Origin of the sequence: Campylobacter sp. 2018MI10, from assembly GCF_018501175.1 — a bacterium.
GTDB lineage: Bacteria > Campylobacterota > Campylobacteria > Campylobacterales > Campylobacteraceae > Campylobacter_E.
The window spans coordinates 1-392 of the sequence record NZ_JAHCZD010000130.1 but is presented as its reverse complement, the minus strand read 5'-3'; the positions used below and the strand labels follow the sequence as shown (position 1 = coordinate 392).

General features: G+C 34.2%; 1 protein-coding gene and 1 pseudogene. Both read right to left on the bottom strand.

Annotated features, from left to right (window positions below; translation table 11 throughout):
• Nucleotides 1-83, bottom strand: a pseudogene (locus KJR01_RS10330) (hypothetical protein); the annotation flags it as partial.
• Nucleotides 83-392 (bottom strand): rhodanese-like domain-containing protein (locus KJR01_RS09990; RefSeq protein ID WP_250325192.1); only part of this gene is annotated, 310 nt, incomplete at its 5' end. The gene KJR01_RS09990 and the pseudogene KJR01_RS10330, both read right to left, overlap by 1 nt.

Genomic DNA, 392 nt, shown 5'->3' with positions numbered 1-392 from the left:
TCTATATTTAAAGTAAGCTTTTTAACAGCAAAATAAAGAGCTAAAAAAGACAAAGCTGCTATGAGTAAATAAATTCCTAGCATTAACAACCCTTAAGGGCTAGCATTCCGCCATCTAAATTGATGCTTTCAAGTCCCAATTTTTCAGCTATAAATTCAGCTGCAACCATGCTTCTATGGCCACTACGACAAATAAAAGCAAGTTTTTTACTTTCATCTCTTTTGCTTTGAAATTCATCTAAAAATTTAGCAGTTAAAAGCCCTTGATTAGCACATAAAGCCACACATTGCTCATTAGGTAAAATACCCTCTTCCCATGCTAAAGGAGTACGCACATCAAAAATTTGATATGCGTTTAAATCTTGCTTGGTCCAAAAACTTGCAGGGATATTT